This is a genomic window from Paraclostridium sp. AKS73 (genome assembly GCF_025671395.1).
GTDB lineage: Bacteria > Bacillota > Clostridia > Peptostreptococcales > Peptostreptococcaceae > Paraclostridium > Paraclostridium benzoelyticum.
The window spans coordinates 20,100-46,787 of record NZ_JAIXHU010000025.1; the positions used below are offsets into that span (position 1 = coordinate 20,100).

At 29.1% G+C, this 26,688-nt stretch carries 47 protein-coding genes; 9 read left to right on the plus strand and 38 right to left on the minus strand.

Features of this window, described 5'->3' with window-relative positions; genetic code table 11:
• Positions 1-33: 33 nt before the first annotated feature.
• From LEQ07_RS13250 to LEQ07_RS13300, 12 genes are all read right to left on the minus strand, one after another.
• Positions 34-1,086, minus strand: coding sequence for a major capsid protein (locus tag LEQ07_RS13250; RefSeq protein ID WP_263331037.1), 1,053 nt, complete (start codon positions 1,084-1,086; stop codon positions 34-36).
• Positions 1,087-1,103: 17 nt separating this feature from the next.
• Positions 1,104-1,415 (minus strand): hypothetical protein, encoded by a 312-nt coding sequence (locus LEQ07_RS13255; protein ID WP_263331038.1) that lies wholly within the window; start codon positions 1,413-1,415, stop codon positions 1,104-1,106.
• Positions 1,415-2,011: a phage scaffolding protein gene (locus LEQ07_RS13260; RefSeq protein ID WP_263331039.1), complete on the minus strand. Its 597-nt coding sequence runs from the start codon at positions 2,009-2,011 to the stop codon at positions 1,415-1,417. Before LEQ07_RS13260 ends, LEQ07_RS13255 begins: the two co-directional genes overlap by 1 nt.
• Positions 2,011-2,304, minus strand: a complete 294-nt coding sequence (locus LEQ07_RS13265) for a hypothetical protein (protein WP_263331040.1) — start codon at positions 2,302-2,304, stop codon at positions 2,011-2,013. The genes LEQ07_RS13260 and LEQ07_RS13265 overlap by 1 nt, the downstream gene beginning before the upstream one ends.
• 101 nt (positions 2,305-2,405) lie before the next feature.
• On the minus strand, positions 2,406-3,317 hold the full coding sequence (locus LEQ07_RS13270) for a minor capsid protein (RefSeq protein WP_263331041.1): 912 nt from the start codon (positions 3,315-3,317) through the stop codon (positions 2,406-2,408).
• Positions 3,318-3,335: 18 nt separating this feature from the next.
• Positions 3,336-3,623: a hypothetical protein gene (locus LEQ07_RS13275; protein WP_263331042.1), complete on the minus strand. Its 288-nt coding sequence runs from the start codon at positions 3,621-3,623 to the stop codon at positions 3,336-3,338.
• A 15-nt stretch (positions 3,624-3,638) separates the two neighbouring features.
• On the minus strand, positions 3,639-4,025 hold the full coding sequence (locus LEQ07_RS13280; protein WP_263331043.1) for an ABC transporter ATPase: 387 nt from the start codon (positions 4,023-4,025) through the stop codon (positions 3,639-3,641).
• Positions 4,025-5,470: a phage portal protein gene (locus LEQ07_RS13285; RefSeq protein WP_263331045.1), complete on the minus strand. Its 1,446-nt coding sequence runs from the start codon at positions 5,468-5,470 to the stop codon at positions 4,025-4,027. The genes LEQ07_RS13280 and LEQ07_RS13285 overlap by 1 nt, the downstream gene beginning before the upstream one ends.
• Positions 5,471-5,481: 11 nt before the next feature.
• Entirely contained in the window at positions 5,482-6,237 is a 756-nt protein-coding gene (locus LEQ07_RS21640) for a PBSX family phage terminase large subunit (protein ID WP_332843185.1), read from the minus strand.
• Complete coding sequence (locus LEQ07_RS21645; RefSeq protein WP_332843186.1) at positions 6,195-6,758, minus strand: PBSX family phage terminase large subunit; 564 nt, start codon at positions 6,756-6,758, stop codon at positions 6,195-6,197. The genes LEQ07_RS21640 and LEQ07_RS21645 overlap by 43 nt, the downstream gene beginning before the upstream one ends.
• Complete coding sequence (gene terS, locus LEQ07_RS13295) at positions 6,733-7,452, minus strand: phage terminase small subunit (protein WP_263331046.1); 720 nt, start codon at positions 7,450-7,452, stop codon at positions 6,733-6,735. Before terS ends, LEQ07_RS21645 begins: the two co-directional genes overlap by 26 nt.
• Positions 7,453-7,525: 73 nt before the next feature.
• The gene (locus LEQ07_RS13300) at positions 7,526-7,744 is read right to left on the minus strand and encodes a carbon monoxide dehydrogenase (protein WP_263331048.1); all 219 of its coding nucleotides are present in this window, start codon (positions 7,742-7,744) and stop codon (positions 7,526-7,528) included.
• A gap of 135 nt (positions 7,745-7,879) precedes the next feature.
• On the opposite strand from LEQ07_RS13300, the gene LEQ07_RS13305 reads away from it, so the two are divergent.
• Positions 7,880-8,113 (plus strand): DUF2188 domain-containing protein, encoded by a 234-nt coding sequence (locus LEQ07_RS13305; RefSeq protein WP_263331049.1) that lies wholly within the window; start codon positions 7,880-7,882, stop codon positions 8,111-8,113.
• Here the strand turns inward: LEQ07_RS13305 and LEQ07_RS13310 are convergent.
• From LEQ07_RS13310 to LEQ07_RS13345, 8 genes are all read right to left on the minus strand, one after another.
• Positions 8,110-8,259 carry a hypothetical protein gene (locus LEQ07_RS13310; protein WP_263331050.1) on the minus strand — a complete coding sequence of 50 codons (150 nt, stop codon included), beginning with the start codon at positions 8,257-8,259 and terminating at the stop codon, positions 8,110-8,112. The two genes, LEQ07_RS13305 and LEQ07_RS13310, sit on opposite strands and share 4 nt — an antisense overlap.
• On the minus strand, positions 8,249-8,395 hold the full coding sequence (locus LEQ07_RS13315; protein ID WP_263331051.1) for a hypothetical protein: 147 nt from the start codon (positions 8,393-8,395) through the stop codon (positions 8,249-8,251). The genes LEQ07_RS13310 and LEQ07_RS13315 overlap by 11 nt, the downstream gene beginning before the upstream one ends.
• Before the next feature lie 46 nt (positions 8,396-8,441).
• Positions 8,442-8,603, minus strand: a complete 162-nt coding sequence (locus LEQ07_RS13320; protein WP_263331053.1) for a hypothetical protein — start codon at positions 8,601-8,603, stop codon at positions 8,442-8,444.
• Positions 8,604-8,657: 54 nt separating this feature from the next.
• Positions 8,658-8,966, minus strand: coding sequence for a DUF4406 domain-containing protein (locus LEQ07_RS13325; RefSeq protein ID WP_263331054.1), 309 nt, complete (start codon positions 8,964-8,966; stop codon positions 8,658-8,660).
• Positions 8,967-9,303: 337 nt separating this feature from the next.
• Positions 9,304-9,540: a hypothetical protein gene (locus tag LEQ07_RS13330; RefSeq protein WP_263331055.1), complete on the minus strand. Its 237-nt coding sequence runs from the start codon at positions 9,538-9,540 to the stop codon at positions 9,304-9,306.
• 7 nt (positions 9,541-9,547) lie between these two features.
• On the minus strand, positions 9,548-9,805 hold the full coding sequence (locus LEQ07_RS13335; RefSeq protein ID WP_263331056.1) for a hypothetical protein: 258 nt from the start codon (positions 9,803-9,805) through the stop codon (positions 9,548-9,550).
• An 18-nt stretch (positions 9,806-9,823) separates the two neighbouring features.
• Positions 9,824-10,267: a RusA family crossover junction endodeoxyribonuclease gene (locus tag LEQ07_RS13340; RefSeq protein WP_263331058.1), complete on the minus strand. Its 444-nt coding sequence runs from the start codon at positions 10,265-10,267 to the stop codon at positions 9,824-9,826.
• A 9-nt stretch (positions 10,268-10,276) separates the two neighbouring features.
• Complete coding sequence (locus LEQ07_RS13345) at positions 10,277-10,438, minus strand: hypothetical protein (RefSeq protein ID WP_263331060.1); 162 nt, start codon at positions 10,436-10,438, stop codon at positions 10,277-10,279.
• A gap of 229 nt (positions 10,439-10,667) precedes the next feature.
• On the opposite strand from LEQ07_RS13345, the gene LEQ07_RS13350 reads away from it, so the two are divergent.
• Entirely contained in the window at positions 10,668-11,123 is a 456-nt protein-coding gene (locus LEQ07_RS13350) for a hypothetical protein (RefSeq protein ID WP_263331061.1), read from the plus strand.
• A gap of 29 nt (positions 11,124-11,152) precedes the next feature.
• On the opposite strand, the gene LEQ07_RS13355 is transcribed toward LEQ07_RS13350, so the two are convergent.
• The 17 genes from LEQ07_RS13355 to LEQ07_RS13435 form a co-directional block, all read right to left on the minus strand.
• A complete protein-coding gene (locus tag LEQ07_RS13355; protein ID WP_263331063.1) occupies positions 11,153-11,308 on the minus strand; it encodes a hypothetical protein in 156 nt (51 codons plus the stop codon).
• Positions 11,309-11,470: 162 nt separating this feature from the next.
• Positions 11,471-11,605: a hypothetical protein gene (locus tag LEQ07_RS13360; protein WP_263331065.1), complete on the minus strand. Its 135-nt coding sequence runs from the start codon at positions 11,603-11,605 to the stop codon at positions 11,471-11,473.
• Positions 11,606-11,745: 140 nt separating this feature from the next.
• Entirely contained in the window at positions 11,746-12,222 is a 477-nt protein-coding gene (locus LEQ07_RS13365) for a hypothetical protein (RefSeq protein WP_263331066.1), read from the minus strand.
• 21 nt (positions 12,223-12,243) lie between these two features.
• Entirely contained in the window at positions 12,244-12,507 is a 264-nt protein-coding gene (locus tag LEQ07_RS13370; protein WP_263331068.1) for a hypothetical protein, read from the minus strand.
• Positions 12,462-12,632, minus strand: a complete 171-nt coding sequence (locus LEQ07_RS13375; RefSeq protein WP_170182728.1) for a hypothetical protein — start codon at positions 12,630-12,632, stop codon at positions 12,462-12,464. The genes LEQ07_RS13370 and LEQ07_RS13375 overlap by 46 nt, the downstream gene beginning before the upstream one ends.
• Before the next feature lie 9 nt (positions 12,633-12,641).
• Entirely contained in the window at positions 12,642-12,830 is a 189-nt protein-coding gene (locus tag LEQ07_RS13380) for a hypothetical protein (RefSeq protein ID WP_263331070.1), read from the minus strand.
• 1 nt (position 12,831) lies between these two features.
• On the minus strand, positions 12,832-13,353 hold the full coding sequence (locus LEQ07_RS13385; RefSeq protein WP_263331071.1) for a dUTP diphosphatase: 522 nt from the start codon (positions 13,351-13,353) through the stop codon (positions 12,832-12,834).
• Between the two features lie 37 nt (positions 13,354-13,390).
• Positions 13,391-13,963, minus strand: coding sequence for a hypothetical protein (locus LEQ07_RS13390; RefSeq protein ID WP_263331072.1), 573 nt, complete (start codon positions 13,961-13,963; stop codon positions 13,391-13,393).
• 47 nt (positions 13,964-14,010) lie between these two features.
• The gene (locus tag LEQ07_RS13395; RefSeq protein WP_263331073.1) at positions 14,011-14,280 is read right to left on the minus strand and encodes a phage replisome organizer N-terminal domain-containing protein; all 270 of its coding nucleotides are present in this window, start codon (positions 14,278-14,280) and stop codon (positions 14,011-14,013) included.
• Positions 14,281-14,302: 22 nt separating this feature from the next.
• Complete coding sequence (locus tag LEQ07_RS13400; protein ID WP_263331074.1) at positions 14,303-15,025, minus strand: MBL fold metallo-hydrolase; 723 nt, start codon at positions 15,023-15,025, stop codon at positions 14,303-14,305.
• 2 nt (positions 15,026-15,027) lie between these two features.
• Positions 15,028-15,906 (minus strand): recombinase RecT, encoded by an 879-nt coding sequence (locus LEQ07_RS13405; RefSeq protein WP_263331076.1) that lies wholly within the window; start codon positions 15,904-15,906, stop codon positions 15,028-15,030.
• 1 nt (position 15,907) lies between these two features.
• Positions 15,908-16,582 (minus strand): hypothetical protein, encoded by a 675-nt coding sequence (locus tag LEQ07_RS13410; RefSeq protein WP_263331077.1) that lies wholly within the window; start codon positions 16,580-16,582, stop codon positions 15,908-15,910.
• Positions 16,579-17,868 carry a DUF2813 domain-containing protein gene (locus LEQ07_RS13415; protein WP_263331079.1) on the minus strand — a complete coding sequence of 430 codons (1,290 nt, stop codon included), beginning with the start codon at positions 17,866-17,868 and terminating at the stop codon, positions 16,579-16,581. Before LEQ07_RS13415 ends, LEQ07_RS13410 begins: the two co-directional genes overlap by 4 nt.
• A gap of 26 nt (positions 17,869-17,894) precedes the next feature.
• Positions 17,895-18,140 (minus strand): hypothetical protein, encoded by a 246-nt coding sequence (locus LEQ07_RS13420; RefSeq protein ID WP_263331080.1) that lies wholly within the window; start codon positions 18,138-18,140, stop codon positions 17,895-17,897.
• Positions 18,141-18,279: 139 nt separating this feature from the next.
• Positions 18,280-18,462: a hypothetical protein gene (locus LEQ07_RS13425; protein ID WP_263331081.1), complete on the minus strand. Its 183-nt coding sequence runs from the start codon at positions 18,460-18,462 to the stop codon at positions 18,280-18,282.
• A 44-nt stretch (positions 18,463-18,506) separates the two neighbouring features.
• The gene (locus LEQ07_RS13430; RefSeq protein WP_263331082.1) at positions 18,507-19,247 is read right to left on the minus strand and encodes an ORF6C domain-containing protein; all 741 of its coding nucleotides are present in this window, start codon (positions 19,245-19,247) and stop codon (positions 18,507-18,509) included.
• A gap of 83 nt (positions 19,248-19,330) precedes the next feature.
• Positions 19,331-19,525 carry a helix-turn-helix transcriptional regulator gene (locus LEQ07_RS13435; RefSeq protein ID WP_263331083.1) on the minus strand — a complete coding sequence of 65 codons (195 nt, stop codon included), beginning with the start codon at positions 19,523-19,525 and terminating at the stop codon, positions 19,331-19,333.
• Positions 19,526-19,687: 162 nt separating this feature from the next.
• Here LEQ07_RS13435 and LEQ07_RS13440 point away from each other — a divergent pair, with 162 nt between their 5' ends.
• The 7 genes from LEQ07_RS13440 to LEQ07_RS13470 all read left to right on the plus strand — a co-directional run bounded on the left by LEQ07_RS13440 (position 19,688) and on the right by LEQ07_RS13470 (position 25,338).
• Positions 19,688-20,062 (plus strand): helix-turn-helix domain-containing protein, encoded by a 375-nt coding sequence (locus LEQ07_RS13440; protein WP_263331085.1) that lies wholly within the window; start codon positions 19,688-19,690, stop codon positions 20,060-20,062.
• A gap of 23 nt (positions 20,063-20,085) precedes the next feature.
• Entirely contained in the window at positions 20,086-20,721 is a 636-nt protein-coding gene (locus tag LEQ07_RS13445; RefSeq protein WP_263331086.1) for a hypothetical protein, read from the plus strand.
• Positions 20,711-21,328 carry a hypothetical protein gene (locus tag LEQ07_RS13450; RefSeq protein ID WP_263331087.1) on the plus strand — a complete coding sequence of 206 codons (618 nt, stop codon included), beginning with the start codon at positions 20,711-20,713 and terminating at the stop codon, positions 21,326-21,328. Before LEQ07_RS13445 ends, LEQ07_RS13450 begins: the two co-directional genes overlap by 11 nt.
• A 115-nt stretch (positions 21,329-21,443) precedes the next feature.
• Entirely contained in the window at positions 21,444-21,965 is a 522-nt protein-coding gene (locus LEQ07_RS13455; protein WP_263331088.1) for a hypothetical protein, read from the plus strand.
• A 68-nt stretch (positions 21,966-22,033) separates the two neighbouring features.
• Complete coding sequence (locus LEQ07_RS13460; RefSeq protein ID WP_263331090.1) at positions 22,034-23,551, plus strand: recombinase family protein; 1,518 nt, start codon at positions 22,034-22,036, stop codon at positions 23,549-23,551.
• A gap of 723 nt (positions 23,552-24,274) precedes the next feature.
• Positions 24,275-25,126 (plus strand): reductive dehalogenase domain-containing protein, encoded by an 852-nt coding sequence (locus LEQ07_RS13465; protein ID WP_263331091.1) that lies wholly within the window; start codon positions 24,275-24,277, stop codon positions 25,124-25,126.
• Positions 25,039-25,338 carry a hypothetical protein gene (locus LEQ07_RS13470; protein ID WP_263331092.1) on the plus strand — a complete coding sequence of 100 codons (300 nt, stop codon included), beginning with the start codon at positions 25,039-25,041 and terminating at the stop codon, positions 25,336-25,338. The genes LEQ07_RS13465 and LEQ07_RS13470 overlap by 88 nt, the downstream gene beginning before the upstream one ends.
• 67 nt (positions 25,339-25,405) lie before the next feature.
• Here the strand turns inward: LEQ07_RS13470 and LEQ07_RS13475 are convergent, their stop codons facing one another.
• The gene (locus LEQ07_RS13475) at positions 25,406-26,377 is read right to left on the minus strand and encodes a DUF2804 domain-containing protein (protein WP_263331093.1); all 972 of its coding nucleotides are present in this window, start codon (positions 26,375-26,377) and stop codon (positions 25,406-25,408) included.
• Positions 26,378-26,688 lie beyond the last annotated feature (311 nt).

The following is a 26,688-nucleotide window of genomic DNA, read 5'->3' on the forward strand; positions in this document are numbered from 1 at the left end:
TCTTCAATATCGCCCTTATCTTTCGTAAGGGCCTTAGCTGGGTTTAACTTCTGCTATAACTATCTCATCCGCTCTTTCAAACGATGGTAATCCTATTAAAGATACTTTAGTCTTAACATTAACTGGATCAGTTTCTTTAGTAGTTGTTATTGCTATCCCTTTATTAACTATACTAACTTCTGCATCCGTTGCTCCACTCATTAAATCAGATTCTTCAGGAGTTGTTCCTAACCAAGTATTACCTAAGTTTCCTTCTGGCAATAAAGTAAATACATCATCTTTGAAATAATTAGATACTACTCCAGCTTCTGATCTATATTTCTTAGAATATATTTCTATACTTAACTGTAATTCTTCTTGTATGTATCTTTGTACCTTAGCTGTAGTTATTGCTACTTCTGGTAAAATCCCTTTTATAGCTTTTATAATAGCTTCATTCTTAACTATGTAAGAGAATGTCTTTCTTGTACATATAGCTCTAGTTGGTCTTGAACCCGTTCTATCTTCTGATTCATCCATCCATTTAGTTATATCTCCTAATATATCAGCAGTAGGTTGTGTCCAATCAGAGCTCACCTTTTGTTCAGGATCTAAATTATAATCGTAATCCATAGGTTTAGCCACTCCATCTATGCCTTTTGCCATTATAGCAATTTTACCTTCAGATAATAATTGCATTCTCATTCTTTCCAACTGAACTAGTGCACCCTCTAAAAGAGTTCTAGTATCATCAAATATATTTTTAGTTATTAAATCTATATATGGTTGGTTAGATGGATTACCTATTAACTTATTTAATTCTTGTCTATCTGATTCTTTAACTAGCATAGCTTCTTTAAAGAATGGCATTTCAGTTTGAACATCTGAGAATCCTATTCTATCTCTTAATTCTGCCTTAGTATCAAATCCACTTGACTTTAATGCTACAGGCATACCTTTTGACCCTTTAATCCACTTTAAATCTAATCCAAGTTTTTTATCCATAGGGAATAAAGTTTCCCCTAAGTAAGGAGCTCTATCCTTTTGCATTGCATTGTAATAAACTCCTATTTCTTTAGCCTTAACTATATCGTATATTGTTTTCATAAACTTCCTCCTTTAAATTATATAAATTTTATCATTGGTAAAGCTGTTACTGCATTTGCTTCTGGTTCATTAGGCAATTTAGTTTTATCTATAAAACCATGTATAACTAAAGATCCTACTTCATCACCATTTGTAACATCTACATCATATAAAACAACACCTTTTGCTGTTACATCATTTGCAGGTAATATAGTTCCTGCCTTTACTATTTTCTTATCGCCTACTGTAGTTGCATTTGATTGTGTTAGTACAATAGGTTGTGATACAAAATGATCATATTTTAATATTTCTTTTCTATTTGAGTATTCAGTAACTCTTATCTTCGCCATTAGTTAGCACCTCCAAAATAATTATGTTGGTTAGATTGATTTGACTCTGTCGCTTGCTTAGCTAACCTTTCTCCTAAGCTTTCTGTTTGTCCACCGGCTGCTGTATTTCTATTGAAATTTCCTAGTCCTCCTGTATCTTGAGGTATCGTATCTTTAAATAAGTAGGCTTTACTTTCTTTTAAAGAGTTTAACTGTTCTTCCAGCCCTACTATTTTTCCATCTTCTAACTTCAAGTTTTCTTTTGTTAAGTACACTTCTAAAGCTTTACTATCTATACATCCAGCTTCTTTTAATGCATCTCTTAACGAATATCTAAAGTCCTTATCTTCTGCTTCTTTCTTAAGCTTTTCTATAGTCTTTTCATGTTCACTAATAGTACTTTGAAGAGTTTGATTATCTGAGTTGTTCTTCTTTAAAGTTTCTATTGTTTCACTAGATGTTTTTAATTGAGTCTCTAATTCTTTTTTCTGATCATTAACTTTATCGAATCTAGCTTTAGGTATAAAGTTTCCATCATCAATCATTATCTTTTCATCACCTAATTTAGATGTAACTTGGTTGTAAAGTTCTTCTCCTAACAATTGTTTTAAGTCCATTACTTATACCCTCCTATTTGTATTTTCCCTAATTTCACAACAACCTCATTATTTTCATTTAACTCTATTGCCGGTTCTTTGTAATGCTCGAATTCAACTTTAACATTTACAGACTGAATTAACTTTGTTGGTTTGATTTCTTCTGCATCTAACTTTAGAGTTCCAAATTGAGGTATTTTGAAATTTTGAATATCTTTAGAAGATATACCTCCATAACCAAAAGATTGCTTAGGTCTTTGCTTATTCCAATCATCTGCAATTATTCCTATAACTTGCTTATTAATATTATCCATAAATCCTCCATACGTTTTTTAGTTGTAACGACAACATAGATTAAGCTTAATTTGTTCTTTTACACCTGCAATATAAGCTAAAAAGGCGCATAAAAAAGAACTTATAAAAAGTCCTTACCATATTCCTTAAACCATTTATCTAGTTTTGTATTACTTTCACCATCTATCCAATTTCTAAGTTCCTCACCAATTTGCTCGAGTTCTTTTTCAAGTACTGGAACAGTTGTACACATCCCATTAGGATGATCTAGTGGTAAATCATTCACTGAGTATATAACTCCATTTCTACTATTACATAGTTCACATGTTCTATGGTTATTTGACGTTATCCATTTAATTCCACTAACAAAGGGATTTCTTTGACAACTTCTTTTCTGTGCTTGTTGAAAAGCATGGCTCACAGATGTTCTTGCTAGTCTCTGAGCATTATAATCTACTTTTTTATTACTTTTTGGATATACCTTACTCCAATTCCAATCTTTTTTAGCTTTTGGATTAACATACTTTTCTAAATCTTTAGCTATCTTAAAAGAACTTTTTTGCTCTGCAATACCTTTAGCTATTATATAATCTATATCTTTATCAAACTTTTTTGTGTCTTGCCAAATACGTTCAGCTAACCCTTTTCGGTCTTTATATACTTTTCCAAACAATATTTCATTCATGGCATCTTTAGGTATATTTGAAAACATACTAGTAAAAGTACTCTCCATATCTAAGTTATACTTATTGTCTAAAATCATAAAAAAAGAAAAGTCAGGCCCTACAGCTATATTAGAAGCGTATTGCATATTCTTTTCTATAACACCCTGTATCTTGTTATTAAGTTGTTGTATCTCTTTTTTTAAAGACCTTTGATAGTCAATTATCCATCTCTCATTTAAACTTCCTGGAGTAACTTTTTTAAGTCTATCAGATAAATCTTTATATATATCTTCATATAAAGCTCTTATTTGTTTTTCTTGTTCTCTGGCTATTTTAATTTTCTTACTTTGTGCTTTTTTGAAGTTCAATATAATCTTTACTAGCCATTATTTAACCTTTTCATAAGTCATTTCAAATATATCTGGCTTACAAGGATATATTTCTCCTTTTACATCTTGAATTATATAATCTCCTCTTGATGCTATATGATTTCCTTCTAGTGTTTTTATTACCATTGTTAATACTGTTAATCCATCTTCTCCTGGATTATTTTCGAACCATACAGTTCCTTTTTTAATAGCATCTATAATCCATATTGGATCTTCTTCTTGATATTGATCTCCAGTCCATTTAAAAGCATTAATAACTACAGGTTTCTTTTTATATTTAGCCATTATAATTCACCTCATTTATTTATTATAAGTACCTAGAACATTACGTTCTATTCTATCTTCAACTCTTCTGTTCATATACATTAATGCTATCTCTAAGTGTTCTAATGCTTTTTCATTATATTCACTAGCAAATGGTCCAGATTGAAAACATTCTAGTCTATGTTTTACAATTTCCAGTAAGTCTTGGTCACATATTCCTTGTATTGAGTTTTCATCTGCCCTAGGTCCATTTTGAAATCTTATATCATCATATACTCCAATAGAATTATTACCACAAGTCCAGTTAGTTTCTCCATGCTTACAAATTATATATCTGTGATTAGCTCCACCAGAACCTTTTTCATCCATTGCATAAACATCATTTAACTTTTCTATTTTTTGAATAGTAATTAATTTTTCCATTATTCATCATCCTCCAAATTAGTTTCAAATTGACTAAAACTATCTTCTAATAACTGCTTTTCAATTTGTATTTGCTTAAGCTCTTCATTTGCTACATCTCCTGAAACATTATCCCATTTCTCTATATATTTTTTCCTACTCATTACTTGAGCGTTAACCTGTTTCATATCATTATCTTTTTCCTCATACTCATCACTTGGCAATGGGTACTGATTTTGAACTATTATTTCCATATCTTCAACGTCTACATTAGGTAGATTACCTATACCATATATTTGTGACATTTCCATAATAGCTTCCACCATCCATTCAAGCATAGGTATCCATGATGTCATTTTCTCTTCTATGCATGATGTGAATTGTTGGTATATAGCTTTTATGGCTTTACTACTTGTTAGAGCTTTTAAATCCTCTGTATTAAGCTTAGGTATCGATAAGCTATTATACATATCAGATAATATCCTATCTAATGAATTTTCTATTCTTTCGTCATATACAAAGTCAGAGCCTATAGCATTTACTTCCGCTTTATCACTCTCACCTGCTTGTCTATCTTTTTCTAGATTCCAAACAGCTCCAGCTTTATAACTTATCTTCGGATTTCCATCCTCTTCCATAATAGAATCATCATCAACATTAAGCATATATATAATCCTGTTCATACCTTTTATTATGGTATCTATATCTTCACTTGTAAGTTGATTATAAGCTTTTTGGTTTTCTACTAATGGCTTTACATCTGATTTACCCTTTGTGTCTCCTGTGAGCGAATCATTCATTATTACATATGCAGGTATAAAAGTTAATTTAATATTTTCATTATCTTTTATAATCTTTACTATTTTCCCTGAACCATCATATATAGCTTCATGTACATAACAATAACCTTTTTTAATATAATATTTTTGCTTCCAAAACCGTTGATTTTCTTTAACTGTATTATCTTCTAATTGATAACAAAAGATTATTTGCTCTAACTCTTTTACATTATCTAGCTTAGGAACAAATACAAATTCTAATGAAGGAATAAATGCTATCTCAATTTTTTTAGTTTCTTTATTAGCAACTAACTTAAGAGCTATTCTTTTTCCTATTAAAAAGTCTTTAGTGGCCTTTATAATATCATTGTTAAATAAATTCTTTTTAAGAGTTCTTTTAAGATATTTATTTAGCTTTTTTTCTGTTTCTTCATTTCCTTCAACATCAATTTTAAAGTATGGAGGTTTTGAAAACATAAACCTGGCTTCTTCATCTATTAGCTTCTTAATGTAGTTAGTTCTTTTTTCTGTTGCTACATAATCAGTAGTTGTTTTAATCCATTCAAGCTCTTCACCTTCATACTGTTTATAATAGTTTATTATTTCATTCATTTCCTCAAGCCTATCCTTTGGAAACAAACCTCTTAACTCCATTTCAATTATGTTGTTTGCAGCTGCTATATTCATGTTAACACCTCCTATCTTTTTAATGTCTTTTTAGATTTAACATCTGCCACTTCATAACCATCTAACCCATACCAAATGGCAGATAGTGTATGAGGGTCTATATTAAACTCATCCATAATCATATTGCCTTGCTTATCAACTGCATAGGTTAAATTCTTTAACTCTTTGATAGTGTTTTTACAATTATCTAAACATATGATACGTTTAAACCTCTTTAACTTTTTAATATTAGCTAGCCTACTTCCTGGGAACTTCTTAGCTCCAATCATCTTAAAACCTTCTTGTTGGTAGTATTTTATAGTCTTAGGTTCTGCACTATCTGCCCTTATAAGCTCTTTAGCCCCTTTGAATTCTGCTATTTCAATAGCTGTTTTATCATCAGTCATTTTGTTTTTATAGTATTCATAATAGATATATAGCCATTTATTTTTATCATCAATAGCTAACCTCGTTATCGCATTATAAGAAGTTTCAAATCCAAAGTCCATACCTACTCTTAAAAATCTATTAGGAATATTAGCTATCTTTCCTATACCTTCATCGTATGGTATGACTTCAAACTGAGGTAACACTTTAGTACCATTTACACCAAATCTTCCTAATCTAGCAACTCTATATAAATCAGGATCATAGGCTTTCATTTCATTTAATTCTTCTATATAACTTCGAGGTAAAAAGTAATTATCTTCACAAGTACTGTGATGGTAATAGGTATTGTTTATCTTTACGATCCTATTTTCATAAAGTTCATTATCATCAAGAACCAATCTATCATTTCATCATCTCTAAAAAAATGTTTAAATGTCCAGTTATCTTCTCCAATTGGATTGGTAGAACATATAATGTGATTGCTCGATGTAAGATGCCTTAAACGGCCAAGTAACTCTTTATAGCCTGCATATTTAACTTCTGAACATTCTTCTAACCATATAATAGATACTCCATTTATAGACTTTAATTTAGCAGGTTTATCCATCCCTTTAAATATTATTTTAGATCCATTAGGAAATATAATCTGCATTGGTGACGTTTTAAACTTAAGCTTATCCCAAATTCCTATATTTAAAGCAACCTCTTCTAATAATGAATAGCAACTATCTCTCATAGTGTCATATACTTCCCTGACAACTAATGCTAGCCTTTTCTCTTGAAACAGTTTGATAAGAAGCTTAGTGGCTACATGATAACTTTTAGAGCTACCATATCCTCCAACTAGAAAATAAAACTTATAGTCCCAGTCAAATATAAAATCTTCAAAGTGATCATTCGGAGTTATCTCTAGTTCCATGCTTTTCACTCGCCCTTACTACTTTTATAGTTATATTGTTATCTTCACCATCACCACTAAGTTTTTTAACTTCACCTTTAAGTTTATCTATTCTAAGTTTCTGCTCCTCTGTAGCTAAATCCCAATTATTATTAATCATAGCATCATATTGTTTTATTAATGACCTCAATTCTCCCATAGCTCTACTTTGAGCATTTAAAAAGGTAGCTTGTCTATCCCAAGCAAATTGGAACTCGTATTCTATCTTTTCACCAAACTCACTAGTTTCGTGCTTTTTAAGTTCCTTTATCATTTCATCTTTATTCTCAACATACATAATTTGTTGAGCTCTTATTATTGCTGCATATTGAATTGTAATTTGATCCCAAAGTATATCAAGTTGAGTTTTCTCTGATATCTCTTTCATTAAATCCAAAGTTTCTTTTGGCAAGTGTTTAGAGAAAAAACCAAACTTCTCAGCATTTTTATTTTTAGGCTGACCACCTTTGGTTCGTTTTTCTTTCGGAGCGTTCTGTTTATTCTTTTGGAACGTTCCATTTAATTTTTCTTCCCAGGCATCTTTATTTTTCCAACCTCTAACGGTCCCTGGTGATATATTTAAAATATTCGCAATCTCAACTAAATCAATATTTCCGTCATAGTTTTTGTATATCTCAAAGGCTTTATCTCTATTTGGACTTCTTACCCTAGCCACATCACCACCTCACTTATTCGTTTTGGAAATAAAAAAGAACCCTACTAGAGAGTTCTTTGCCTACAACATATTGTTATATTTCAAATTTATTTTTTATTCCACAATGTTTACATTCAACTATTACTTCATATTTAGTTGAATTTCCATTGCTACTCATATAACTACCAATAGCTATAACTTCAGCTTCTATACTATTCATAACCCCGAATTTATGTTCTGAGTTTCTAGTGTACGAATACCACTTTATCAGTTTTCCGCATTGAAAACATTTATTTTCTCCATTAATCTTCATATCTGTCACCTCTTTTCCAACCATAATAATTCTACTTAAATCGAGGTTTTCCTTCTTTTTTATCCAAATATTTCTATATAAATAGAGGTTTTTGTATCATTTTGTAGAATATATTATTTGAAAGGAGGTGATCCTATGGGAAAAAATCAACATGTAACTCCACATCCAGATGGAGGATGGCAAGTTAAAGGTGCCGGAAATGAAAAAGCTACGGCTAGAACTTCCACTCAACAAGATGCTATAAACATAGCAAGAGATATAGCAATCAATCAAAAAAGCGAAGTTGTTATACATAGACCTAACGGCCAAATCAGGGATAAGGATAGCTATGGAAATGATCCTATTCCTCCAAGAGATAAAAAATATTAATTTACTTTGGGAACTAATATAATCTCAAAGCCTATAGCTGGAATAATTTCATCATTATTTATTTCAGCTATAATCTCTTTCGTATCTTGATTTTTTATAATTATTTTCTCAAAACTATCACTTATAAAATTTTTACTATTTTTCATTGTTCCTCCTCTTACTTTTCTTACATTTATCAAAATTAGGTTTCTTGCTCATTTCTCTAGCTAACTGTCTTAACTCGTGGCTGTCTAAATCATGAATCATCTTAATTACATCATTAGCATCTTTCCACTTTTTCATATAATCACCTTTTATATACAATTAAAACAACCTACTTAATTAATTGCTATATTTCTTCCGATGCGCCCTTGGCATACATTTCATTCATTAGTTCTTCTGATCTATCATATATGAATTGAATTTTTTCTTTATTGTCAAACCAATCATCATCTTCTATGGTTTCATTTATACCTTGTATAACATCTAAACAATAAGCTTTATTATCCATATTTAACTCTCCTTAAATAAAATAAAGACATCTTGTTCAGATGCCTTTTACAAACTATTCTTCGATTCTATCCATTCCATATTCCTTAGCTATTTCATGCTCTATTTTGCAACCTCTAGCATTTCTCCAATTTCCTCCAAAGTAAGCTACATCTGCTTGACTTAAGAATTGTATTGATTTTCCTAAATACCAAACGGGTACTTGCTTAGTGCTTTCTAATGGTTTTTTACTTATAAAAGAATCTATTAATTCAATTTCTTCACCTATAGCTTTCTCTGCCCTTATCCTTATTTCTTCTCTAGCCTTTAGGATTTCTTCGTCTGATAATCCCCTCATTGGTTGAGATATAAATAATTTTTTCATTTAACCCCTCCTTAAAAATAAAAAAGCCTAGTTGGCTTCTAGGCTTTTCATTAGTTAAAAACGAGTATACGTATTTTTTTAGTTTATACTCCGTACCTCTACAGAGTTTCTCTTTTCGTAGTCCTAATTTAGCAAGTCGTTGGAGTTGCACCAACTAATACTCTTACTTGCACATTACCAGGGCAAGGGGTTAGCCCTGGCCATTTTATTTGTAAAAAGATTGAGTTGAGAATAAAGAAATTAGGGTGCTTAATTTCTTATATTAACATAATAGCACATGTACATCCCTTATGCTTCTGAAACTTTTCTACATTTTTTCTGAAATTTTTCTGCCTTTTTAGAAATTTATAATATTTTCCATTGCTGTATTTTTAAAATTATAAAAAGGATACATTGTAGACATCGACTTATAAATCATATTGTCCCTTATTGCGTAATAAGTATCTTTCCCTACGTTCATTTTATCTGAATAAACTTTCCAATCTTTGATTTTTAATAAGTATCTAATCTTAAACATTTGTTCTTCTTCCATGTTGAAATTAGATTTCGCTCTTTCAATCCTTTTTAAATCCATTTCCTTTTTACGTTTTTCTTTCTCTAAAAATTCTATTTGATTTGTTTTTTATTATTTCCCTTTCTACTGAAGATGTTATATTAGTGCTTGTCTGTACTCTTTCTGAATACTTTATAGATCCACAACCTAAATAATCTTGTTCTATAAATTCTATCTCTTCATCTAGATATGTAATTTCTTTTTTTAAATCTTCATAGTGATAAAACATTCCTTCTACTTTTGAAAATAGTTCATCTATTTCAAGCTCTTTTTCTAAATTTTCCATAATAATTCCCCCTATATATTAAGCTAAATCTTCTATTGTGACTTCTACACGAGCTCTGTCACTGTAGAACTTCTTAGAAACTACCTCGACAATCTGTGCATCATCTTTATATGCTATTCCATTTAAACTATCAGCTATAGCCTTTATAACATTATCTAAATCCGGTTTCTTAGTTGGTCTTATAACTCCATCTAACTTATCTCTAGCTTCTTTAAACTCTTTAGTTTTTATATTATTTTTTGCTATCGCATTTATATCTTTTTTAGTGATTCCGTAATAACAAACTATAGACATTTTTACATTACCTTCAAAATAATGCTTAACTGTAGTTCTATATAATAGCTTAACCCAGTTTTCATAATGCTTAGTTTGCTCTGGTGTAAATGCTCTACCATTTTTAGTTGAAAACTTTGGTCTTTCTTTTCCTTTTGCTTCCCCATCTATCGTAAAATTAACTTTCATACCAATCTCCTACTTTTTATTTGTAATAATTTTAAATTTTTCTATAATACTTTCTCTTAATGCATAAACATTAAAACTTAACGTATTTTTAATCATTCTCTCTTGCTTCTTAGTTAGCTTATCAATTTCAATTCCTTCCTCTTTGCAAAACTCTATTAAATATTTATCCATATCAATCTCCTAATTTTTTGAATATCTATTTTAAAAACTGCAAATAATATACTTAACCTTCTCAGTAATATCATCGTGATAAAAACATTTTTTACCAGTAAAGGCTAGATTCTTTCTAGCCTTCTTATCTTTTTGCAAATCTAATTATCTACTACATTTCTTTTGTTAAATTTTTCATAACTATAGTTTATTAATACTACACATACTATTCGAGAAAGGATGTGAATTTATGTCTTGGAAAAAGCTAAATATTGTTTTTGCTATAACTTTAATTTTATTTACAAGCACTATAAGTTTTTCTAATGCTTGTAATGTTTCTGCTCCTGTTCCGGTTAACAATCGATTGATTAAAGACCTTGAATTGATTGATAATAATATGTACCTTCTAATTAAATATGTAGCTGCCGGAAACTATAAACAAGATAAAGTTGAAAAGGATATTAAGTTTATAGAAGCAGCAATTAACACTTTAACTGCTGAAACATTAAAACTTCCTCAAAGAGATAATGATGTAATTCTATCTATGCAATCCATATTAAATTATTATAAAATTTCTTTAAGCAGGCTAAAAGCATATTTTGAAACTAAAGATCCTGATAATTTAATTGATGCTATTGTTTCATTTTCTTCAGGTTATGACAGTTCAAATAAGCTTAGACAGATTATAGGTGGAGCGGGAAAATAATATCCCGCTTTTCTATTGTTTATATTAATTTATATAGTCCCTAATATAACTGCTCCTAATAAATATGCAGCTGTTACTATCAGCATAGCTTTCATTCCATAAAAAGCTAATGATCCTAACCTTTCATTTTTAGAACATATATGCAGTAATCCAATTCCTATAAACCCTACTAATATTTCTTTCATGTTAAATCTCCTATGATAAATATGTTTTAATTTATTTTTATAAAATCTGTGTATGGAGCGTAAAAAACTCTCCCATCATCACATTTAATTTGAAGTGTTCTAATTATCATTATCAATACACTTAGATAAATGTACTGATAATGATATGTATTCCTTCTTATTTTACTTATTTATATTTTCTACCTCTTTTATAAACTGCTCTATTGCAAGTTCAATTAAAGCATCTGTTGTCATTCTGAATTTCTCTCCTATTTTATCTAGCTTCTCATATAAATCATCATCTAAAGGTACTCTCATAATAACCTCCTATTTTTTAGTCATGCACCCACAACTTTTACATTGATAATACTCAGTTCCTCTAACCTCTATCACAATAAATTTCTCCGAACAGTGGTGACAAGTTTTCTTAGTCACTAGCTTTAATATATGAGCCATAACTATTTACCTGCAATTCCTATTAAAGTGTATAGCTGGATTATATCTTCTACTTTCATAAACTTCTTAATATCTTCATGTGTAATAGTTCTAGTTACAAACTCAATCTCACAAGCCTTATCAACTTTATCTTTAAACTGTCTATACATTTCACCTGCTAACTCAACTTTCTTGTATAGATCCATGTTAAATGCTTTTACTTTATCCAGTTCTTTATCTCTCTCCTGGATGCACCATTCCATACCTTTGATTTGCTTTTCTCTTTTTTCTAACTCTAGTTTTAATTCTTCAATCTCTCTATCTTTCTCTCTAACTGTAAAGTAGCTTGAATCCTTAAGTTCTTGGAAGTCTGACTTTAAACTTTCTATCTTTTTATCAGATGCATCTTTTACACCTTCTAAAACATTTATATCTGAAACTAACTCATTAGTTTCTCTTTCATAAGTACTTCTTAAAACCACTGGTAATTTTATTTTCATCTTTAGTTCCCCCTAATTAGTTTAATTTTCAATATAAAATCTATTTACAAGGTAATCTCCGTACTCTTTACCCTCTTGATATACTTCTTCTCTTTCAAATGTATTGAAGTCTGCATATCTCTTTTTACGCTTCTTTTCATGTATATTTATAATCACGTTGTAGTTATCAGTTACAAACTTTTCTACTACTCTGTTATGAGTATTTATAAATGATGAATCTATAAGATTATTTAATGTAACTACAAGTTTACAACTAGCTCTTTTGACTTCTTTATTGATTTGCATTTATCTAGCTCCTTTCTTTGTGCTTCAACTACATATCTATCTAATATTTCGCTTAACTTAACCGTTTCAGGAGCATGTCCAAACGTCTCATACATTTCTCCTAAAGCTTGTCTTAATATTTCCATACTTCCCCCTTATTTCTCTCCACCTTTTATGCCCCATGCAGTCATTAACTTATCTGGACTAATTGGATACTTTCTCTCTCCGTTTATTTCTTTTCCGCATATACATTGTGCCAATGCCATGTAATTTGGATATGTTTTATAATCACTTGGCTTAAAAAATGTATCTTTTATACTTGATATATTAGTTTCTTTTTTCATATCAACTCTCCATAAACTTAGGATTTAGATAATTCTTTTTCATTTTGCTAAAATAAGCTTCTTTAAGTTCATCCAGGTTAAACCCTAAGCTATATACCATATTTATAAAATTAGGAACTATAATCTCTTTTAGCTTCCTTCTGGATACTCCTATCTTAGGTACTTTATCTAACCTTGAAGTATCATATATTAATTCTCTAAATTGCTTTATAAGGTCCGATACTTGTCTTATTTCTGTATTTATAACTAAATCAACATCAATACTATTAGCTATATTACCTATGCAGCTTAAACAATCGCTTAATTCTTCTAGCAATTTATTTCTATCAACATCATTGTCATATTCTTTATGTATTTTAGTTTCATTCAAAACCTCAAATAACTCAGATTGTAAATGTAATATTTGCCCTTCTGTGATTTTTAAATTACCTTGTTGATACTTTATACCTTTTGTAGTTTCTAAATGCTTAGCAAAGCGCTCTTGCTCTTTTTTTATATAATTTAAATCTATAACTTCGCTCATATCTTTATCCCCTTACTTCCAGGAGGGATTAACCCTCCTATTTAAATTTATTTTTTTGATTTTCTAATATCATTTTTTCAAGTTCTTCCTCAGTGTACTTAGCAAAGTTGTCACTTCCCATATAGTTATGAACTTTAGGATTTAATTTCTTATCTGAATTGTTTTTGTTAAAATTGGTTATACTTTCATTATCAAAATCTTCAATTATTGCCTTTATAAGAAATCCTACTAGATTTCTAATATTAGATTGTTTCTTAGAAAGCTCAATCTTTTCTTTGAGATAGTCTAAGTCGTAATTCTCCCTTTTAGCTGATAACGTATCAGCTATTCTTTTTATGTCTTTATCTCCAAGTTGGTTATAAGCTTTTTTTAATTCAACAATAACTAAGCTTCTTTCTATTTCGTTATCAACAACAACCTTATCTATATGTTGTTGTTCTATATCTATCTCTTTCTCTATCTCTTTCTCTATCTCTGTGTAACGATTTTCCTCATTTAAGTAACTGTCGGGTAACATCAAGGTAACATTGTTACCACTTTCAATTACTTTTTTATCTTTTTGCCTTTTATTTCTCATTAGTTGAGCTTTTGAAGTTTCACTTCCAACCATATTTTGAAGTTCAGATATATAAATTTCTCCATTTTCTAATATCTGAACTAGTCCAATTTTTTAAAAAGTTCCATAGCAACTCTAACTGTATCTGGCTCAGTATTAGTAACTCTAGCTAGTGTTTTTATGTCATATGGAACTAGCATACTTCCTACATTTCTTATTAATAATCCATTAGTTTTTAACGATTTTAAACATAACTTCAAGTAAAATAAACAGTAATCTTTTCCGTTTTCTTGTTCCTCAATCCAACTTATTGCATCTTCCTCAAAGAAATCTTCTTTTAACTTTAGCCAGTAGTATTTTTTATTAGCCATCTATATCACCTTCTTCTTTTGCTTATAAATATATTTCTAGTCCTTTTCTAGCTACATCTATAGCTAGTCCTGTTGCCTTAGCTGTCTCTTGTATAAAATAATCTGAATCACTGTTTGATGAACTTAAGTGTATTAATAATAAATTCTTTACTTGGCTTAAATCATTTGATTTTAAGAAATCTATTACATTGTTTAATTCAAAGTGACTTTTAACTATTCTGTTTCTTAGAGACACTGGAATAACTCCATTCTCTATATTTCCATCTAGTATATTTTTACTGTAATTGCATTCAACTAAAATATGATTTAAGTTGTTAAAGTTATATTCGCAGTAATAACTATCTGTTATAAAAAGTAAATTTCCTATTTCTTTATGATTTATTAAAAATCCAAGTGGCTCTTTTGCATCATGCTTAGTTTCAAAAGGCATTATAGTAAAGTTTCCAACTTTGAATAACTTTTCACTTTCTATAACTTTGGCCCTGTGATGTTCTATTCCTAAACTTTCAAAAGTACCTTTGCTTGCATATACATCTATTCCATCCATATTTAAATATTTGATAGCTTTAGAGTGATCCTTATGTTCATGAGTTACTAAACAGCCAACCACATTTTCTAAATTGAAATCTAACCCTTCTACTATTTCTCTGAATCTTATTCCACATTCCAGGATAAGAGTTTCATCTTTTTGTTGTAGCAAGTAGCAGTTGCCTTTACTGCCACTCGCTAATACTTTCAGTTTCATGTTTAAAACCCTGGTCCATCAAATGTATTTTGCTCTACATTTTCAACTTCTTTAAAAGTTGTATCTACTACATTTTCTTGAGGTATATCTATAGTTTTCTTATTAGCATTTTGAGCTATTTCTTCTTTAACTTCATTGTCAACATACTCTGGCTTACCTTCATTATTCATAACTGCTTGGTCATTACTTATTGCATTTTGCATTTCTACTGATAATATTCCGTACTTACTTAAAAGTCTTTTTATAACTGTTTTTATTGCCATTCCATCAAAGTCAGTGCTCCATAAGCTAGAATCAACTACCCATTTTTTCTGACTACTATAACTTTGAGAATATTTTTTAGCGTGTCTTTCCATTTCCTCTTTTGTCATATATAATGTCTTTTCAAAACCGTTAAGTAGTTTAAAATAAGCCATGTAACCAACTACTGTATCTCTATCTATTAAATCTTCATCATCATTAAATTCCATTTCGCCTGTAAGTCTGTTTACTCTCTTTATTTCGCCTTTATATATCTCTATTGCATTTATTGTTTTGTACTGTCCAGTTCTCATAGCTAACTGTATATATCCTCTATATCCCATTTGGAATTGAGCTTTTTTACCTTCTTTTGTGTTGTAAGGAACTATATATGCAAATCCTAAATTTTGGTCTATAGGTAAATCTAATGTTGCTGCTACTATAGCTGAACTTATAATACTGTTTGGATCTGAGTCTTTTAAACTTGGTAAATTTGAAACATTAACTATTGATGCCATAAATGGAGCTGCTTTTTTACCCATGATTTCATTTATTCTTTTCTTATAAACATCCATATCTAAAAGTTGCTTTATACCAGCTACCTTTACATTATTTTTTTGTGTTTGTATTTGATTTGACATATTACATCACTCCTTCTATTGAATAATTTTGTATTTTTAATGGGTTATCTTTAGTAACCACAAGGTTTATAATTTGACTATCTATTTCTATAAGGTTATTTACGCTTTCTCTGTTGTCTATAAATATTGGAGCTTGTACATCAAAGTGCTTACTTAACGTATCTATAATATCTAATCCTGCATTTATTTGACCTGCAGTATTTGCACTAGAGAATGGAACTCCATTTACTAAAGCTTCGCAAGTTTCATCTATTCCACCGTTAACCTGCTCTTTGAATAACTTGAACTTAACATTTTTAAACTTGCTATTTATATTACTCTCAAGCATATTAACTCTTGTTTTTATAAATAACTCACATAGCATAACTATCTTTTCTTGTTTAGCTATCTCAACTCCAAGCTCTTTTTCTTCATCTAGTAACTCTTGTTTTCTAACTTCTAAATCCTTGTTTAATTCTTCCTTAGATAGAGTTTTATTTAGCTCATTTATTTGGTTTATAACTTCTCTTTTCTTAGCTCTAAGTTCTTCAACATTTGTATCATTAGGATTTGAAACCTTAGCTTCTAACTCTGCTATATCATTATTAAGTGATTCTAAATTTTCTTTATCTGTATCTAGGTAAACAGCTTCAACTTTAAGCTTTTCTATTTCTTCTTTTATTTGTGCTACTTTCATATTTTTTCTTGTATGATTCCAAGTAACTCAGTTGATTGCTTGTTTAATTCATCTAGTTCTAAAGTTATTTTTTCAACTCTTTCTTTAGCTGCAATACCTTTAGCTTGTATATCTTTTAGGACCTTAGATTTATTTAAATTAAAGTTTTCTAATAACTCTTGTCTCTTAGCTTCTATATCATTAGTTTCAAAGGCTCTTTTACAAGTTGGACACTCTGTTTCTATAGAACTTGTATCTAAGTTTTCTTCTTTCTTATTCCCAAATTCAGCTCTTAATTTATTCATTTCATTTACAAGTGTGTCTTTTTGATAATCCTTAGATTTCTTTTCATTATCAACAGTTATAAGTTTCATTCTAAATTCATTAACTTCATTTTCAGCAACTCTTAACTTGTCCATTAGCTCTAATTTCTTAGCTCCACCTCTATTGATAGCTTGTTGATTTATTTCTTGTATTCTTTGTTTCATATAGAAGATAGTTTCTTTATCTTTTAAAATTTGCTCGTTTGCTTTACTGCTATCTAAAAGTTTATCTTCTGTATATTCTAGTAAGTCATTAAGTTCATTGACTTCACTTTTTATATCCTTAAAATCTATGTCAACTATGCTTCTATCACATTCATTTATTCTTACTGGTATATCTTTCTTTCTATCTCCAAGCTTCTTTATAGTAGCTTTTTTACTTTTCATAACCGTTTCTATGTCTTGGCTTGCTAACTCTGCTCTTAAAGGTTCTAATTCATTTTTACTATCTATAACTTGGTCTGTTGTTATATCTCCTGCAACTTCTAATATAAGTTGTCTAGCATCTTTCCAGTTAAGTGAATCACTAAAGTAATATGGGTTAGTTAGTAGCTTAAATTGTTTTTCATCTGCTATTTCAGATATTTTATTTTGATACTCTGTTTTTTTAACTGGCACATCGTTTATTTCATATATAGTTTCATTACCAGTAAATGTTTTTTCAGCTTCTCCACGTTTCTTAGTCCATTTCTCTTTATATATCTTAGTAAGCTTAATCTCTGTTCCATCTATATCTAAAACTGCTGTTACTGTTGGATTTAATCCTCTTATTACAGTGTTATTTTCATCCAGTGGCTTTATCTCAAAAGTAGTTCTATTCTTGCTGTCCTTATCAAACATCACCCAGTTAAAAGCATCGAATATACTTGTTTTACCTAATGCATTTTCTCCTTGGATGTTAGTTACTTTTGAAAAATCTATTTCTAGTGATCTTATCCCTTTAAAATTCTCTATACTTAACTTTCTTAAAAATATTGAACTCATATTTATCCTCCTGTGGTATACTATATTTACGATTTTTTAATTAAATTTTTTATTTTGAGCCTTTGCAGGCTCTTTTTTATGTCTATTTCTGTATTAACAAATTCTAATGTTTGCTCCCAAGCTTCTATTTTGTTTTTTAAACCTTCTGTATAGAAACTCATATAGTTTTCTTCTTTAGCTGGAATCTCTTTTTTAATTGCTTGATTAAACATATCTTGAGTTACTTCTATTTGTGTTTGTAATATTTCTTTTATCCTAAGTAAGCCATCCATTATCTATCACCTACTTTCAACTTGTAATCTACTAATTTTCTTACAAACCAAAGTGACTTTTCTTGAATAGTCATAGTTTGAAATTTTGATATGTTCATTTTATATCACCTACCTTGTCCTAAGTTTGTATATATAGCTACTATTTAAAAGTAGCTAATTTACCTTCTTTATATAACTTAAGAACAATTTCATAATTAACCGCATTTATTTCTTGTATGACTTGTTCTTTTTCTTCTTCTGTAAGTTCCCTTCCTAATGTCACACTGGGAGGAATGATTGTTACTATAGCTCTTTCATTTTCAGCCTTATATATCTCTCTCAATCCCATCACTCCTTCTATAAAATATATGTCTGATTAAAATTGTCCTATGCAAAAGCAACTTGGCTATTTAATAGTTTAATTTCTTCTTCTAAAGCTCTCGGTAATTTATAGTTATAAATAATCTCCTTTGCAAATTCTAAGTCCTTTCTTTTTATCTCTTCGCATCCTACTACATCGAATTCTCTGTGTATCTGCTTATATAAATCTGAAAATACTTTTCTACTTAATTTTTTATAAGCATTAGATTTCTTTCCTCCAAGTAGTGGAACTACAGTCTGATTCGCTAATTTTTTTAAAACTTTCGAATCAGATGGGAACAATGGCAAATCATCGAATTTTTGGTCTACTTTTTTATCAACTTCTTCTATCTTTTTATCCTGTTCCTCCAATGCTCTATATTGAAGTTTTAATAATTCCATAGTGCCCAATGGTTTGGATGGCTCTTTTAATCTATTTTCTAAAGCTTCTATATACTGTTGTGTTTTATATCTAACTAATGCACTTTCTTTATTTAGCATTTGCATTGTTCCTGCTTTACTCATTTGATAACATGGTCTTGATTCACCCTTTGCATCTATATATGTAACCAGCGAAAAATTTCCCCCGTTAATTATTCCTGCTTTTTCAAGTGATGCTATTTCATTTCTGACACTTTTCATAAAATCCTTGTGCTCTTTAACTGTCTCATTTCCTTCTTCTAATCTAAATTTGTTTATTAAGTCGACTACTTCTAAACTTGTAACTGTTGCTATTTCAGTTTTATTTATTGCTAATCTTTCCATCATTTGTTCCTCCTTAATTGCATATAAACTTCCCATTCGTTAAAAATAACTTTAAATAGATTGAATTTTCATTCTCATTAAGCGAATTAGGAAGTTAAAAAAATTTCTCTTATATCTTGATTAAAAAAATCTGCAATTGCTATTGCTTCTTCTATAGTGAATCTTCTCTCACCATTTTCTTTGCTAGAATATGTTGATGCAGATATGTTTAATGCTTTAGCTAAATCCTTTTGTCTTAAACCCCTTTTAGCTCTAAGTGACTTAAGAGTATAATTTTTCATACATTTCACCTCGATTCGCTTTTTGTGAATTTCTATATTATTAATATAATACTCATTTTGCGAATTGTCAATGCATTTTTAATAAAAAAATCTAAATTTGCGAATTAAATACTCAGAACGAGTATTTTGATATATTATATAGGTGTATTGGAGGTGATTTTGTTGGCATTTATAGAAGAAAAATTAATATTTGCGAATCGGTTGAGAGAAGAAAGAGAAAGATTAGGATTAATGCAAAAGGAGATGGCTCAAAAACTAGAGGTACCTCCTAATACTTATAATGGTTATGAAACTGGAAAGCGAAGCCCTAGCTTAGAGGTTGCTAGACATATTGCAGATACATTGGAGATATCTGTAGACTATCTCCTTGGAAGAACTGATAGAAGAAATATAACTAAAGAAAAATCAAAACTTGATACAAGCATAAAAACAATAGCAGCTCATAGATTAAGTGATATTGAAGACTTAGATGATGATGCTATTGACAAAATAAATGAATATATAGAATTTATTAGAATGCAACATAATAAAAAATAAAATAATGCACTATGGGGGAATATATGGGAATACTTGATTTCTTTAAGAAGAAGAAAGCTACTAAAAAGCATAATATTAGAACTTTAGCTAAAACTTCTAGTAATTCTCTGAATAACGATATTTTAAATATAGATTTAGAAGATACCGGAAGAATATTAAATAATTATATTAAAGGTAAACCTAATTCAAAACAACAATATAACGAATTGAAAAATAAGTTAAAGGAGTATGAAGCTCAAGAAAAGTTAAAACAAAATACTTTTAATGAGTATTATTCTAAGTTCCTAAAAGCTAAGGATTTGGAAAAAGCCGGTGAAATTGAAAAAGCCTTATCTGTATATATGGATGTAATAAATAATTATAATCCAGAAGGAAGTTCATATTATGAGAGACCAGCTATAATGTTAGAAAAAATCAGAGATTATAAAAGGGCTCTGTCTATAAGCATGATAGGCAAACAAAATCTCATAACTCGTAGTATAAATGAAAATAATATTGATATAAGTTATTTTGACAATAGAATAGCTAGGTTAGAAAGTAAAATTAAAAATCCACCTAATCCTAAATCTATAAAAAAGCAGATTCTAAAGAGGTCTCAGTACCTCCGTTGCATAAACCTGAAAATCAACTTTCTACTTATATTTCAAGTTGGAATATAAGTATTTCTTTGGAAGATCTACATCTTCTAATTATGATAAAGCTGTTTATCTCGCAAAACAGTCATCTAATTACTTTGAAGATGGTGAAGGTAAAAATATAATACATCAAGCTACATTCACATCTTCTGCTAATGATTATTTAAATTTCATAAAATTATATGAATTAGTAGGATCTTGGAAGTCATCATTTGTATTTATAAACGGAGAAATATCTGATAGAAAAATTATAGGGAAACTAAACTATTGTTACGGTGATAAGTGTCGTTCTGGTAATGATAAATTTTGTTATGGAGCTAGTGAGTTTACAACTAACCCATTTGGTTGTCATAGGTTGCAAGTAAGTGAACATAACAATCCTTGGTGGAGTTTCGGAATGTTAGACACTAAAGGAATATGGCATGTTGATAAGGATGCTATACTTAATAGAATTAATCAATATTATGTACCTTATAAAAACTGTCCTTCTTTTTCTTATGAAAAAATAATGTTTAATTTAAATAACTTACCTAATACTATTAACCCTAAAAAAGACTATAATTGGGATGTTATCGAGGATAAAATTTATCCTTCAAGTTTTGGCATAAGTATAAATTTAAACGATATTTAAAATGATTATTTTTTATTAAGTTTCAAAGTTAAAAATAATACATAATCGAGCAGTATTTCTGCTCTTTTTTATACACTTTCAAAGAACATATGTTCTTTTATGTTAAGGGGGATTTATGACAAAATTAGAAAAACTATTTAATTTGGCCGAAAAAGAAGGCATTGAAATATATTATAAGGATTTGAAAATTTTAGGTTTTTTGGGATTATATGTAGAGTGTTACGAATCACCTTCTATGATACTATTAGATGATTCTTTAAAAAACAATGATGAAAAAGCATATAAAATATTATTAGAAGAATTAGGTCATCACTATACAAGTTGTGGGGACTCTATTAGTTGCGTTGATACTTATTTAGATAAACTTAAAATCAATAAGTGTGAAATAAAAGCTGAAAAATGGCTGTGTCACTATTTAATATCTACTTTTGATTTAATTGATGCTATAAATAAATACCCTACATCTGTAGAAGATATATGCGACTATTTAAATGTTGATATTGAAATGTTACTAAGTAAGCTTAAGTTTTTATCTTTAGAAACTAAATCTTTACACTTAGGTAATGATAGGTTTATTTCCTTAACTAATCTTCCTAATATGTTTATCTATGATATGTCTATCATTAAATATATTTGATATATTCTATAGTTTTAAAAACTAAAATATAGTATTAGTTATTTTATATCATAAAGGAGGTATACATAATGCGTTGTGCTATATATTTGAGAAAATCTAGAGCTGATGAAGAAGCCGAAAATAAAGGCGAGTTTGAAACTTTAAGTAGACATAGATCTACTCTTTTAAAAGTAGCAAAAGAACAACAACTGAATATAGTTGAAATCAAAGAAGAACTTGTATCTGGAGAAAGCATACAGTATAGACCTAAAATGTTAGAACTTTTAGATGAAGTTAAACAAGGATTATACGATGCAGTGTTAGTTATGGATATAGATAGACTTGGTAGAGGTAACATGCAGGACCAAGGATTAATTTTAGAAACTTTCAAAAAGTCTAAAACTAAAATTATAACTCCTAGAAAAACATATGATCTAACCAATGAATTTGATGAGGAATACTCAGAGTTCGAAGCCTTTATGGCTCGTAAAGAACTTAAATTAATAACTAGACGTATGCAAAGAGGTAGAATAAAAAGTGTTGAAGATGGAAAGTTTATAGCTTCTAAACCGCCTTATGGGTATAAGTTTGTATTCAATGAAAGTGGTAATAAATCAATGGTTATAGATCAAGATAAGGCCGATGTCGTAAAATTAATATTTAATCTTTATATAAATGGAAATGGAGCTAATAAAGTAGCTAATCATTTAAATGCACTAGGATTGAAAACTACCACAGGTAGAACGTGGTATGACAAAGGTGTTAGAGATATTATAAAGAATAAAGTTTACTGCGGTTATGTTGTATGGAATAGAGTTGAAAGAACCAAAGAATATTATAGAAATAGACCAGCTGGTGAAGTTTTAGAATCTAAAGGTATTCATGAACCTATAATAAGCGAAGAAACTTGGAATAAGGCTCAAAAAATGCTTAAAGGTAATGCTATATCCCCTACTGCTGTATTTAAAGAAATAACTAATCCTCTAGCAGGTTTAGTTGTATGTAAGTGTTGTGCCCATACTATGATTGCAAGAAGCGCAAGTACAACAAAAACCGGTTATGAAAAGTTTCTTAGATGTGTTAATTGCAGTGATAATAGAGGGATAAAACTTGATATAGTGGAAGAAGAAATTATAAATAACCTCAATCAGTTCGTTATAAACTATAAAGCTGATTTTAATGGCATCGAATACTCTAGTTCTAATAATGATAACTTAGCAAGTTTAAATAAGATATTACGTACACTTGAAAATGAAGCATCTACCTTGGTATCTCAAAAAGAAAATCTACACAATTTACTAGAACAAGGAATTTACGATATAGATACTTATTTAGATAGATCTAAAGTTTTATCAGATAAAATAGAAAAGAATAAAACTAATATTAATAATATAAAAAATGAAATTCTAAATGAAGAAGAATCTAGTCTTTTAATTGAAGGTACTATTCCTCTTATAGAACATGTTTTAGAACTATATTATACTGAAACTTCTTTTGCACAAAGAAATAAGTTATTAAAAAGCATTATAGACAAAGTAATTTATTATAGAAAACCAGGTTCAAAGAAATCTAAGGTGGAAATTACAATCCATCCAAAGATAGAATAAAACTGATATAAACAAACCGATAACCAATTCAACGTTTTATCAGGTTCATTTGCCGGTGGTGAAGGTGATTATGTTGCATTATTTGAACCTGCTGCTTCTGAAATAGAAAAGCAAGGTAAGGGCTATGTAGTAGCTTCTATTGGTGAAGAGTCTGGACTTATTCCTTACACTGCTTATTCTGCACCTAAAGATTATATAAAGGATAATAAAGAAGTAATCCAAAGATTTACAAATGCAGTTTATAAAGGTCAAATATGGGTTAAAAATCATACAGCTGAAGAAGTAGCTACAGCTATAGAACCTTTCTTTACAGATTTCGAGAAAAAAGATTTAGTATCAGTAGTTGAAAGATATAAATCTATAGATGCGTGGTCTTCTGACCCTGTATTAAAAGAAGATAGTTTAAATCTTTTAATGAATGTAATGGAAGAAGCTAATGAACTTGATAAAAAAGCTCCTTATGAAAAAATAGTTGATACAAGTTTTGCTAATGAAAGTATCAAAAATATAAAATAATTTAGTAACATAAATAGTAATAATTTAATATACTTTAATATATACTAATATTAGTATATATTGGATTCGACCTTACTATAATAATTCTACTCCTATTTATTATAGGCGAATACCTTCTAAGGGAAAAGCTTGTCTTTTTAAAGATAATCTTTTCCCTTTTTTAATTAAGATAGTATATAATTTTATTATAGGGATAGGGGGAATATTATGAATAGAGTTGATGAAAGAGATCTTATATTTTCAAGGGCTAGCTATGAAAAGAACTCACCTGCTTATAATGATTATTATGAAAAAAATCCAGATAAAAAAGCTATAGATGATAGTATCAGGTCTAGACCAGAACTTTGCGGAGAAGGTACTATGACATACAATGAAGTTAATTCTCCTATGGCGTCTTCTGCATTTGAATTTTTATCAGATATTAAACACCTCTGTGAAGGACAAGTTAATGATACAAAAGTTGAAGTTAATAAAAAAATTATAACTAAGCGTATTAAAGGTTTTGCTTCACATTACGGAGCTAAATTAGTTGGAATTACAAAACTTAAAGATTATCATTTTTATACTCATAGAGGTAGACATGAAGATGTTTACGGAAAAAAAGTAGATCTTAATCATAAATATGCTATAGTTTTTGCAGTTCCAATGGAAAAGGATATGATAAATAGAGGTCCTATGCTAGCTGAAGTGGTTGAAACAAGTAAAGCTTATGTAGATGTTTCAGTTATAGGTATGATTCTTAGTTACTATATAAGAAATTTAGGATATGATGCTAGAAATCATATGGATTCAAACTACCTTTTAATGCCGGTTTTAATAGCTAGAGATGCAGGTCTTGGTTGTATTGGAAGGAATACAATTCTTACAACTAAAGAATATGGTTCTTGTATAAGACTTGGAGTTGTAACTACAGATTTAGATTTAGATGAAGATTCACCTATGGATTTTGGTTTAGATGATTTTTGTAGTGTATGCAAAAATGTTCTTATAACTGCCCTTCTACTTCTTTATCTAATGAGTCGACTAAAGAGTTTGATGGGGTTTATAACTGGAAAATAGATGCCGAGTCATGTTATATAAAGTGGAGATACCTAGGAACTGACTGTGGAATATGCATTGCTGTTTGTCCATTTTCTCAGCAATTAGAAAGTATAAAAAATATATATACATTTAAAGATAACTTACCTGCTATAAAAGAGGTTCTTCAGGAATATACTAAAAAATTTGGTAAAAGACCATTTGTACCTGGGAATCCAAATTGGATGAGATAATTTCAGCCGTCTAAATAATATTTTAACATATTATTAGACGGCTATATAATTGAATTCTTTAATATCTTCACCACTTAGCAAAATGATTTTCACACCACCCTATTTCATCATTAAAATTAATTTTTCTATCTTTATACATTACATATCCACTTAAGTATCCTACCATTTGTTTCAAATTATATTTAAATACTTTTATATTATCAGGCTTTATATCACTAATTATAGGCTTAAATTTTAAATTTACTTCATCATGTCGAGTTGATTTTATATATATGATTCCATCATCGTTATAATTGAAGTTAACATCGCTATCAAATTTATATATCTTGTCATCAATCTTTAACGCATTTTCATTTACACCTGTATAATCAGTGTACTTTGATCCTAAGTTTATAGATATATGTTCATGCTTTTCATTTGTAAAATAACTAGTTAACCATTCTCTATCACACTGTCGTTTTAAAACACCTCTACCATAATCTATAAAACATCTTGAATCGCTTAAATCATACTTCTGGTTACCTATTCTTAATATCCCTTTAGTTATTAAGTTCATATGCTTTGATGTGTAATGAAAATGTTCTATGTCCCATGGAATAAGTATATTTAATGATTCATAATCTAAGTATATAGTTGAGGTAATATCAAAATTATCTATTTTTAAATCCAAATTTAAGTAACCTGAACTTCTTAATATATTTATAAATTTACGTTTCCCTTTGTAATGTGCATATGAGTTTATTTTATCATCAATCACAATATATTTAATTATAGGATGTCTATATATTTTACTTATTTTTATATTATCTTTTAAATTGTAAAAGTCTGCATGTATAATTGAACAATGTCCTAAATCTGATATTACAAAGTTAAATATAAAATCTTTCCCTATCCAAACATATTGATTCCATTTCTTTTTCTTTAGACAGCTTTGATTTATAGAACAATCTTTAAATGGTATATCATTCCATCCAATAGCATACTCATTTAAAAATCCATTATTATCACATATAGATTTATTATCTCTTACTCGCCTCATGCCATTCCCCCTTTATATAAATATAGTTATTAAGTTAGTATATTATTCTTTTTAAAAAAGTTACACTATAAATAAAATTTATCTTAACTAAGTCAATTTAACTAACTATATACAAAAAAGAGGCTCCTTAAAAAGTTAGTATAAATTATGTTCTCATACTAACTTTCAAAGGCCTCTTTTTTTTATGCATTTTTATAAATATACAATGCTTCTACTCTAGCACAATAAATTTCCTTTTTATCATATCCTATATATTTTGCATATTTTCAATTTTTTCTTTTTTCAATTTCTATATCGCAACCTATGATTCT